At 71.1% G+C, this 9,478-nt stretch carries 11 protein-coding genes; 9 read left to right on the forward strand and 2 right to left on the reverse strand.

The window, feature by feature from the left end; genetic code table 11:
* Nucleotides 1–517 (reverse strand): hypothetical protein (locus tag R6V09_RS37280; protein ID WP_317885903.1); only part of this gene is annotated, 517 nt, incomplete at its 3' end.
* 178 nt (nucleotides 518–695) lie between these two features.
* Complete coding sequence (arsM, locus tag R6V09_RS37285; protein WP_317885913.1) at nucleotides 696–1,451, reverse strand: arsenite methyltransferase; 756 nt, start codon at nucleotides 1,449–1,451, stop codon at nucleotides 696–698.
* Between the two features lie 132 nt (nucleotides 1,452–1,583).
* On the opposite strand from arsM, the gene R6V09_RS37290 reads away from it, so the two are divergent.
* The 9 genes from R6V09_RS37290 to R6V09_RS37330 form a co-directional block, all read left to right on the forward strand.
* Nucleotides 1,584–1,958 (forward strand): ArsR/SmtB family transcription factor, encoded by a 375-nt coding sequence (locus R6V09_RS37290; RefSeq protein ID WP_317885904.1) that lies wholly within the window; start codon nucleotides 1,584–1,586, stop codon nucleotides 1,956–1,958.
* On the forward strand, nucleotides 1,955–2,695 hold the full coding sequence (locus tag R6V09_RS37295; protein ID WP_317885905.1) for an aquaporin: 741 nt from the start codon (nucleotides 1,955–1,957) through the stop codon (nucleotides 2,693–2,695). The genes R6V09_RS37290 and R6V09_RS37295 overlap by 4 nt, the downstream gene beginning before the upstream one ends.
* Before the next feature lie 30 nt (nucleotides 2,696–2,725).
* Nucleotides 2,726–3,151 carry an arsenate reductase ArsC gene (locus R6V09_RS37300; RefSeq protein ID WP_317885906.1) on the forward strand — a complete coding sequence of 142 codons (426 nt, stop codon included), beginning with the start codon at nucleotides 2,726–2,728 and terminating at the stop codon, nucleotides 3,149–3,151.
* Between the two features lie 216 nt (nucleotides 3,152–3,367).
* On the forward strand, nucleotides 3,368–5,677 hold the full coding sequence (locus R6V09_RS37305; RefSeq protein ID WP_317885907.1) for a hypothetical protein: 2,310 nt from the start codon (nucleotides 3,368–3,370) through the stop codon (nucleotides 5,675–5,677).
* Nucleotides 5,674–6,120 carry an NUDIX domain-containing protein gene (locus R6V09_RS37310; protein WP_317885908.1) on the forward strand — a complete coding sequence of 149 codons (447 nt, stop codon included), beginning with the start codon at nucleotides 5,674–5,676 and terminating at the stop codon, nucleotides 6,118–6,120. Before R6V09_RS37305 ends, R6V09_RS37310 begins: the two co-directional genes overlap by 4 nt.
* A gap of 147 nt (nucleotides 6,121–6,267) precedes the next feature.
* Nucleotides 6,268–6,813, forward strand: a complete 546-nt coding sequence (locus R6V09_RS37315) for an NADPH-dependent FMN reductase (RefSeq protein ID WP_317885909.1) — start codon at nucleotides 6,268–6,270, stop codon at nucleotides 6,811–6,813.
* A 248-nt stretch (nucleotides 6,814–7,061) separates the two neighbouring features.
* The gene (locus R6V09_RS37320) at nucleotides 7,062–7,274 is read left to right on the forward strand and encodes a hypothetical protein (protein ID WP_317885910.1); all 213 of its coding nucleotides are present in this window, start codon (nucleotides 7,062–7,064) and stop codon (nucleotides 7,272–7,274) included.
* A 399-nt stretch (nucleotides 7,275–7,673) separates the two neighbouring features.
* Nucleotides 7,674–8,435 carry an ABC transporter ATP-binding protein gene (locus R6V09_RS37325; protein WP_317885911.1) on the forward strand — a complete coding sequence of 254 codons (762 nt, stop codon included), beginning with the start codon at nucleotides 7,674–7,676 and terminating at the stop codon, nucleotides 8,433–8,435.
* Nucleotides 8,432–9,478 (forward strand): FtsX-like permease family protein (locus tag R6V09_RS37330; protein ID WP_317885912.1); only part of this gene is annotated, 1,047 nt, incomplete at its 3' end. The genes R6V09_RS37325 and R6V09_RS37330, both read left to right, overlap by 4 nt.

The following is a 9,478-nucleotide window of genomic DNA, read 5'->3' on the forward strand; positions in this document are numbered from 1 at the left end:
GGGCCGCTACGGCACCGGCCTCGACCGTGCGGCGCAGTGGGCGGGGCTGTCGCGCCGGTGCGCCGCAGCCTTCGATGACCACGTACAAGGCCGCTAGGGTCGCCATGTCGCCGAGCCAGGCGGTGCGGTCGGCGGCCGTCCAGACGGTGAGGATGTTCCAGAGGGTGACCACGATCAGATACGTCGCCCAGGTCACCGGAGCGGGCGGGCGCGGGCGACGCCGTGGTGGTGTGTAGCGGGCGTTCTCGATGCGCAGCGCGCCGAGTTCTCCGTCCGGCGCGGCCTGGGCCCAGGCGCGCACCCGGCCCCGGCTGCCGGACACGATCAGTCCGTCGGGGCTGTCCGTCACCGTGTCGAGTTCCCCGACGCGGGCGAGCGTGGCGCGGACGATCCGCTGCAGGGCGTCCGCGCCGATCGCCTCCGTCACCCTCGGCGCGAGCCGGGGCCAGTCGTCCGGTTCCGCCGTGAGGAAGAGCCGCAGGGCGCGGGCCTCCACCGACTGCGGCGGCTCGGACATGAGGGGCGGCTCCTTCGCGGAGGGGAGAGCTGAACCGGACGTCCGATAGAGGTGAACCGGACGTCCGGGTGGCGCTGGTTTCCGTGGTGCGGTGACCACATCATCACCGCCCGGCCGGGCATGCCGTGAGCCCCAACACCCTGCGCGCGCCGCTCTGTTGTCGTCCCCCGGTCTCCGGTCAGTTCGCCGCAGGCTTCGTCGCGCGGACGATGGCCGAGTGCATGCCGTCCGCGACGGGGTGTGTCGGGGTGATGTCGACATCGGTGAAGCCGGCGGCTTCGAGGCCGGTGCGGTACTCCGCGAAGGACAGCGCGCCCGCGATGCAGCCGACGTAGTCGCCGCGCTCCGCGCGCTGCCCGGGGGTGAGTGTGTCGTCGGCGACGACGTCCGAGACGCCGATACGGCCGCCGGGCCGCAGGACGCGGAAGGTCTCGGTGAAGACGGCGGGCTTGTCGACGGACAGGTTGATCACACAGTTGGAGATGACCACGTCGATCGTGTTCGCGGGCAGGGGGATGGCCTCGATGGTGCCCTTGAGGAACTCCACGTTGGTCGCGCCGGTCCGCTCCGCGTTGCCGATGGCGAGGGCGAGCATCTCCTCGGTCATGTCCAGCCCGTAGGCCTTGCCGGTCGGGCCGACGCGGCGGGCGGACAGCAGGACGTCGATGCCGCCGCCGGAACCGAGGTCCAGGACGCGTTCGCCTTCGCGGAGTTCGGCTACGGCGGTGGGGTTGCCGCAGCCGAGGGAGGCGGCGACCGCTTCGGCGGGGAGGGTGTCCCGGTCGGCGGTGGGATAGAGGGCGGAGCCGAAGTTGTCGTCGATCTCGACGGGCTCGGGTCCGCAGCAGGCGGTGCCGCCGTCGGTGACCTTCAGGGCCGAGGCGGCGTACCGCTTGCGGACGGTTTCGCGCAGGTCGGTGGAGTGTTCGCTCATCGCGTCGGTCATTGCATCGCTCATCGCATCGCTCCCAGGCGAGGTGGGTCGGGTGGACCAGGTGGACCAGCTTGTATTGACGTTCGTTGATGCAAGCTTGCGCCTTGTATCGAAAGACGTCAACATAGAGGTATGTCGAAACAAGAGCTTGAGGTGATCGGTCAGAACGCCACGTGCTGCCCGGGCCTGGCTTCCGCGCCGCTCGACGACGAGCGCGCCACGGAACTGGCGAAGGTGTTCAAGGCTCTGGGCGATCCCGTGCGCCTGCGGCTCCTGTCGATGATCGCCTCGCGGGAGGGCGGCGAGGTCTGCGTGTGCGAGATGACGCCGGCCTTCGACCTGTCGCAGCCGACGATCTCCCACCACCTCAAGCTCCTGCGGCAGGCCGGCCTGATCGACTGCGAACGCCGTGGGACGTGGGTGTACTACTGGGCGCTGCCCGGGGTTCTGGACAAGCTCGCCGCGTTCCTCACGCCGCCGCGGGCCGTTGCCGAGGTGACCGCGTGACGGCGTCGGCGTCCCTCGCTCGCCGTGCCGCCGCCGAGGCGATCGGGACCGGGCTGCTGGTGACCGTGGTCGTGGGCTCGGGCATCCAGGCGGCCGAACTGTCGCACGACGTCGGCGTACAACTGCTGGCCAACTCGCTCGCCACCGTCTTCGGCCTGGGCGTGCTGATCGCGCTGCTCGGGCCGGTCTCCGGCGCGCACTTCAACCCCGCCGTGACTCTGGCGACTTGGGTGACCGGCCGTCGTAGCGGATCCGGGCCGAGCCTGCGGGAGGTCGCCGCGTACGTTCCGGCGCAGGTTGCCGGGGCGATCGCGGGTGCGGTGCTGGCCGACGCCATGTTCGCCGAGCCGCTGGTGAGGTTCTCCACCCACGACCGTTCCGCCGGTCACCTGTTGCTGGGTGAGGTCGTCGCCACGGGCGGGCTGATCCTGCTCGTCCTCGGGCTGGAGCGCGTCGGCCGTGCCTCCCTGGGCCCGGCAGTCGTGGCCTCCTACATCGGGGCCGCCTACTGGTTCACCTCCTCGACCTCCTTCGCGAACCCCGCCGTCACCATCGGCCGCGCCTTCACGGACACCTTCGCCGGGATCGCGCCCGCCTCCGTCGCTCCGTTCATCGGGGCACAACTGCTTGGCGCCGTAGCCGGGTTGGGGGCAGTGGCGGTCGTGTACGGACGTCCCGCTCGCACAGCCGCCGCCGTAGTCGTCCCGCACGGTGAGCCCGAACTCGCCTCCCCCTGACCGGACTTCAGCAACCCAAGGACACCCGCCATGAGTTCCGCCACCCCGCGCCCCTCCGTGTTGTTCGTCTGCGTCCACAACGCCGGCCGTTCCCAGATGGGCGCCGCCTTCCTCACCCACCTCGCCGGTGACCGGGTCGAGGTCCGGTCGGCGGGCTCCGCTCCCGCCGACACGGTCAACCCGGCGGTGGTGGCGGCCATGGCGGAGGTGGGGATCGACATCTCCGCCGAGGCGCCGAAGGTGCTCACCGTCGAGGCCGTGCGGTCCTCGGACGTAGTGATCACGATGGGCTGCGGGGACGCCTGCCCCGTCTTCCCCGGCAAGCGGTACCTGGACTGGCAGCTCGAAGACCCGGCGGGGCAAGGGGTGGACGCCGTGCGGCCCATCCGGGAGGAGATCGAGCGACGTGTACGCGGTCTGCTGGGCGAACTCGGAATTCCGGCGGCATCGGCCTGATCCGGGGGAGGGGGAGTGAGGAAGGGGGGAGTGGGGTCGACTCACGCGGTGTTTCCCGCGCCGCGCGGATGTCGCCGCCCCCGTCCGATCCTGGGGTCCGCACGCTGAAGGGCCGCGGAAACCACGTAGTACGATCCGCGCAGAACTTGACCTGAGGGTTTCGCCCCGGCCGCCGTCGCGCGGCCGGGGCCTCATCGTGTGTCCGGGGGGACCTGCGTGAAGACGGGGCGTTTCGCGCTGCTGACGGCGGCGGCGACGGTGTTGGGGCTGACGGGGGTGATCGTCCCCGGGGCGGCCGACTCGTACGCGGCGTCGGGGGTGGCGCTGCCGATCGCGCACTTCTCGCATCTGCTGGTGGACGCCGCCCACGGCCACCTCTTCTTCAGCGGGGGCGTCGGCACGGACGGCATCCTCGTGACCGACCTCGACGGCGGCGGTGCGACGACGATCGGCGGGGAGCCGGGGGCCACGGGGCTGGCGCTGTCGGACGACGGTTCCACCGTCTACGCGGCGCTGCCGGACCAGGCCGCGATCGCCGCGATCAGTACGGACACGCTGGCGGAGACCGCCCGCTACGGCACCGGCGCCGGGACGCGTCCCGACTCGCTGGCCGTCGCCGGGGGCACGCTCTGGTTCGGGTACGGGACGGCGGCGGGGACGGGTGGCATCGGCTCGGTGGACGCCGCCGGGACGGTGAAGACGGCCCGGGATTCCGGGAGTTGGGCCGGCTCGCCGACGCTGGCGACGACTCCGACACCGTCCGGCGCGCTCGTCGCGGCCGTACAGACGGGGGACACCTCGGCGTTCGTCACGTACCGGATCGCGGACGGCGGCGCGCTGACGCGGCAGGCGGCCCAGTCGCTGCCGATCCCCGACCTGACCGACTTCGCGATCACCGCGGACGGGCAGGACGTCGCGGTCGCGTCGTCGCGGAACGTGTTCGCCAACCGGCTCCGCTTCTCCGACCTGGCAAGGGAAGGCGGGTTCGCCAACGCGCTGGGCGCCCCGGCCCTGGCCGTCGCGCCCGACGGCACCCTGGCCGGCTGGGACGGCCGGGAGTATCTGGCCGTTCCGGTGAGCGGCTCCGGCTTCTACGGCGAGCACGTGATCGACGATTCGCTACGGCCGGCCGCGCACGGGCTCGCCTGGGCGCCGGACGAGAGCCGGCTGTACGCCGTGTCCGTGGACCCCGCCGGGGGAACACCGACGCTGCAGCTGACCCGGTCCCCGGAGACCGCCGCAGTCAAGATCATCGGGCTCAGCACCAAGCCGCTCGCCCCGGGGGAGCCCCTCTCCTTCACCGCGGTGTTCGACTCCACTCTCTCGCTCGACGCGGCCGACAACGGCCAACTCCCGGGCTCCGTACGGATAACGCGCTACGACGATGCCCATCCGGACGGCGTGGTCGTGACCGACGTGACAAGGACCCCGGCGGGTCCGAGCGCCACCTTCGGCATGTACGGCATCCACGACACCGCCCCGCTCACCGGCACCCTGAGCTACCGCGTCGACTACTCCGGCGGCGACCACTACGCCCAGGCCACCCGGACCTTCGACGTCCCTCTTGCCAAGTACAAGCCGACGCTTACCCTGTCGGCGCCCGCCACCGGCACCCGCGCCGCGCCGCTCACCGTCAAGGGTCAACTCACCTGGCCCCACGCCCACTTGATGACCGGCACGGTCCACCTGGTCAAGAAGGACGCGGCCCACCCGTCCGGCTACGCACTCCCCGCGGTCACACCCGCCGCCGACGGCACCTTCACCGTCCACGACACACCGCAGGTCGGCAGCACCAACACCTACACCGTCACCTACGACGGCGGCACGGCCTACCTCCCGGTGACGGCGTCGGCGAACGTGCAGGTCTCCCGGGCGACTCCGGCGCTGAGCGTCACGACCAACGCGGGCGCCTACCGTTCCGGAGCCACGGCCAAGGTCACCGCGCACCTCGGAACGACGTACAACTCCCGTACGGTGACGCTCTACTCCCAGCCCGCCGGAAAGTCCCGCACCCAGCTCAGGACCGGCCGCGTCGACTCGGCCGGCAACCTGGTGGCGACCACCAAGATCACCCGCAACACCACCTTCACCGCGGTCTTCGCGGGCGACTACCGCTACGCCCCGCACACCGCGACACACGGCGTGACGCTCACACCGGCCGTGACGCAGACCCAGCTGCAATGGCCGCTCGCGACCACCCGGATCGGTTCGACGACGTATCAGGTCTTCTACAAGTCCGAAGTGAACATGGGCTACGACCTCAAGGTCGCTCCCCACCAGTCCACCGGGTGCATGTCGGTGTACGTCGAGCGCTACACCTCGGGAGCGTGGCACCAGGTGACGTCGCAGAAGTGCGTGCCGTTGTACAGCGACGGCTGGTACGGCTACAGCCGCGCCCTCAAACTCTTCGCGGACAACGGCCGTTACCGCATGCGCGGCCACTACACCCCGCCGGGTACGGGTGCGCAGACCGGGTCCGCCTGGAGCGGCTGGACCTACCTCACCGTCCGGCCGGGCACGCCATGACCCTGCTGGTCGCCGCCGTCATCGTCCACGACCGGGCCGCGGATCGTGTCGTCCTCATCCAGCGCGGCGAGCACGCCAAGTTCGGCCGAGGGATGTGGGACCTCCCCGTCGGCAAGAACGAACCCGGCGAGCCCATCACCGCCACCGCCGTGCGCGAACTGCACGAGGAGACCGGGCTCGTCGTGGCGCCGGAGTCACTGAAGGTCGTCCACGTCGTCCACGCGGCCCTGGGTGTCGAGGCACCGGACGGCTACCTCACGGTCGTCTTCGTCACGGACGAGTGGACCGGCGAACTCGAGAACCGCGAGCCCCTCAAGCACGCGGAGGTCCGGTGGGTCGATGTTGACGCCATTCCTGGGGAGTTCGTCCTGGGCAACGCCCAGGCCCTTGACCACTATCTCAACGGAGGCGCGACACAGGTGTCCCTGCACGGCTGGCCGTAGGCGCCACGCCTGCGCAGTCAGTGGGCCCGGCTACGTTCCTGGGATCGAACCTCTTGGCCGCGGCTGCCGTGACCGAGGGCCATCTGCGGATCCTGGAAGGGCCGTTGACGGCATGACCGGCATGATCGACGGGAGTAGGTTGAGCGGATGTCCACGCCACCGGTGATCCTGTTGCTGCCGGGGAGCCTGCGGGCCGGCTCCTCCAACGAGGCCGTGCTGCGCACCGCGTACGCCTTGGCGTCGGACGTGCGGATCGGCGCCGTACTGTACGACGGTCTCGCGGAGCTTCCGCACTTCAACCCCGATGACGACACCGACCCGTTGCCGGTACCGGTGGTGGAACTGCGGGCGGCGATCGAGCGGGCGGCCGGAATCCTGATCTGCACCCCGGAGTACGCGGGGACGCTGCCGGGTTCGTTCAAGAACCTGCTGGACTGGACAGTCGGCGGCACCGAGATCAGCGACAAGCCGGTGGCCTGGGTCAACGCGGCAGCCCCGGGACGCGGCGGCGGCGCGGAGGCCACACTGCGCACGGTCCTCGGCTACACCGGCGCCGCCATCGTGGAGCCCGCCTGCGTGAAGATCCCGGTGGACCGGGGAATGCTCGGAGCGGACGGGCTCATCGCCGACGCGGGGGTACGTCGGCAACTCGCCGAGGTACTGGGGCTGTTGGCGGCGGCCGGGCTCGACTAGAAGTACCGGAGCCGCTGCTGAGTGAGTTGGGGCGCTACTCCTCAGGGGTGAATCAGACCGTCTCCCTGGTGGCTGGATCCGGTCTCCGGGCTTCTTGTGAGCACCGAACTCGCAGCGTCCAGGGACGGCCCGTTCCGGGTATCCGGGACATTTCACATCTCGCTAACGGCTCTTCTCAGTCACTTATGGATATTCCCGCAACACATACAGTTCGACGCCCAGTTGGGGACGAATGCGGGGAGAACCGGGTGAAGAAGATCCTGCTGACCACAGGACTCGTCGCGCTGCCCACGGCGGCGACGGCCGCGCCGACCATGGCCATCTCCGACTCCGGATCGACGCCGTTGCCCGGCACGGGTGCGAAGGTCCAGGTCACCGCCTGGCAGTGCAGTTCCTACGCCGACAAGTGCTCCTTCAAGTCCGGCGTCAAGGCGTTCGCTTCGGCCTGTGCGAACGACTGAGCCGAGCGTGGAGCACGACCTCCTGCGCACGCGCACGCGCACACGCACGCGCACCGGGCGCCGCAGCCGTACGCGCGTCGCCGCGGCCGTGGCGATCGCCGGAGTGGCCTTGGGTGTCTCGCCGCGCAGCTCGACGCTCTGCGCGGAGCGAATGATCTCGTACGTGCCACCCGTGCCGAGGTCGGGCACGACCCCGCGCTGTACCCGACCGCGTACGGGCGTCTGGAGGCCGCGCCCCCCACCGCGCATCGGCTCGGCGGTGAGCGCGAGCTCCTCCCGGGCATCCGTCCGGCCGCCCTGGCGAGTCTCGCTCGCACCGACATGCTCGACACCCCCGCCTGGCGGGCGTACTACGTGTGCCTGTCGCTGTCGGCCTCCGAATCCTCCCGGACTTCCAGAATGTCCAGGACCGCCGATGCCGCGCCTGAGTCCAAGCCCGCCCCCTTTCCCCGTTTCAGCCAGAAGGGCACCCGCCGTATGAACACCGCCTCCCCACCGGTCGTCCTGGCCGAAGGCCTGGCCTTCAGATACGCGGCCGGTGGCGGTCTGAGCCGGGCGGATCTCACGCTTCGGGCGGGGACGATGGCGGCTGTCGAGGGGCCGTCCGGCTCGGGCAAGAGCACCCTGCTCGCGCTCCTCGGGCTCATCCTTTCGCCGGCCGCGGGCTCCCTGCACATCGCCGGCACCGACACCGGGGCGCTGTCACCGGCCGACCGGGACGCGCTGCGCCTGCGCTCGATCGGCATCGTGCTGCAGGACCTCGGGCTGCTCACGTTTCTCAACGCCTGGGAGAACGTCGCCGCAGCGTTCGGACCACGGCTGTCCCGGCACCGTACGGCGGCCCGGGCCCTGCTCAGCGACCTCGGTATGGAACAGCTGGCGGACTCTCCGGTCACCGAACTCTCCGGCGGCCAGCGGCAACGCATCGCGGTGGCCCGGGCGGCCGTGAAGGAACCGGTGCTCGTCCTCGCCGACGAGCCGACCTCGGGTCTGGACCCGAAGAACGCCAACTCCGTGATGGATTCCCTGCGTTCGTGTGCCGACCGGGGCGCGGCCGTGCTGCTCGTGACGCACTCCGCCGCGGTCGCCGAGGCCTGCGACCAGCGGTATGTGCTGGACGACGGCGTCCTGTCGGGCGTTCGCGAGGAGACGCTGGGATGAGCCGCTGGAGTCTCTACACCTGGAAGCGCGACGGGCGTTCGCTGCGCCGGGCGCTGCCCACCCTCACCGTTCTGGCCGCTCTGCTGACCACGTCCGCCGGGATCGCGGCCGGTGCCGCCGGTGCCGTGGAGCGGGACGTACTGGGGTCGGGCGGACTCACGCAGATCGAACTCTCCTCGTTCGAGGGCGACGCGTCGGTCCGCTCGCTCACCACCCCGGCCCTGCGGGAAGCCGCGCGTGTACGGGGTGTTCGGCAGGTCGTCGCCGACTACTCCTCGGTGCTGTACGCCGAGGAGAACGGGACGTACGACCTGACGAGCCACACCCTGACCCCGGACGACGACCTGCCGATCACCAAGGGGGAGGTCTCCGCGCCGCTCGGCCCGGACGAGGTCGTGCTGCCCGCCGTCGCGGAGGGAACCGACTTCACCCCTCTCCTAGGGCGGTCCGTCGCCTTCGGGTACACCAGGGCGACGGGCGCCGCGTCCGGCACCAGCGCTGTCATCAAGTTGAGGATCGTCGCCCTGTACGACCCGAGTTGGCAGGCCGACGGTCCGGGCGTCGCCTATCTCTCGCAGGACACCGCCGCGTTGCTCGCCGCGGCACGAGCCGGCCGGCCGCCGGGAGCCTTTCAGAGCAGGGAGGGCGCGCAGTCCGCCGTAGTGGTGGTCGAGCACCAGCGGCAGGTGGCCGCGGTCACCAAGTCCCTCCAGGACAAGGGGTTTTCTGCCTCCGCCGTGTCCGACCGGGTCCGCAACCTGCCGGGTCTGTTCGGCGCGGCGGATCTCGCGATGCGTGTCGGGGTGCTGGTCCTCGCGCTCGGCGCGCTCGTGCTCGGTGCCGTCCGGGCCGGGGACAGCGCGCGGGCCCGGATCGGTCAGTTCGCCGTCCTGCGGATCCTCGGTTCCGGACGGCCCGAGCTACGCCGCCTCCTGCTCGGCGAGGCCATGCTCTCCGGTGGGGTGGCGGGGGTGGTCGGCGTGCTCGCCGGCACGCTGCTGTCCGCCTCGCTGGCCGGCCCGCTCAGCGATGCGCTCGGCTTG

This window comes from Streptomyces sp. W16 (genome assembly GCF_033194735.1).
Taxonomy (GTDB): Bacteria; Actinomycetota; Actinomycetes; order Streptomycetales; family Streptomycetaceae; genus Streptomyces.

Bases quoted from the DNA above. Each gene is read 5' to 3' on its own strand.
- arsM (WP_317885913.1), bottom strand. From the start codon at position 1,451: ATGAGCGAACACTCCACCGACCTGCGCGAAACCGTCCGCAAGCGGTAC.
- R6V09_RS37290 (WP_317885904.1), top strand. From the start codon at position 1,584: ATGTCGAAACAAGAGCTTGAGGTGATCGGTCAGAACGCCACGTGCTGC.
- R6V09_RS37300 (WP_317885906.1), top strand. From the start codon at position 2,726: ATGAGTTCCGCCACCCCGCGCCCCTCCGTGTTGTTCGTCTGCGTCCAC.
- R6V09_RS37310 (WP_317885908.1), top strand. From the start codon at position 5,674: ATGACCCTGCTGGTCGCCGCCGTCATCGTCCACGACCGGGCCGCGGAT.
- R6V09_RS37315 (WP_317885909.1), top strand. From the start codon at position 6,268: ATGTCCACGCCACCGGTGATCCTGTTGCTGCCGGGGAGCCTGCGGGCC.
- R6V09_RS37325 (WP_317885911.1), top strand. From the start codon at position 7,674: ATGTCCAGGACCGCCGATGCCGCGCCTGAGTCCAAGCCCGCCCCCTTT.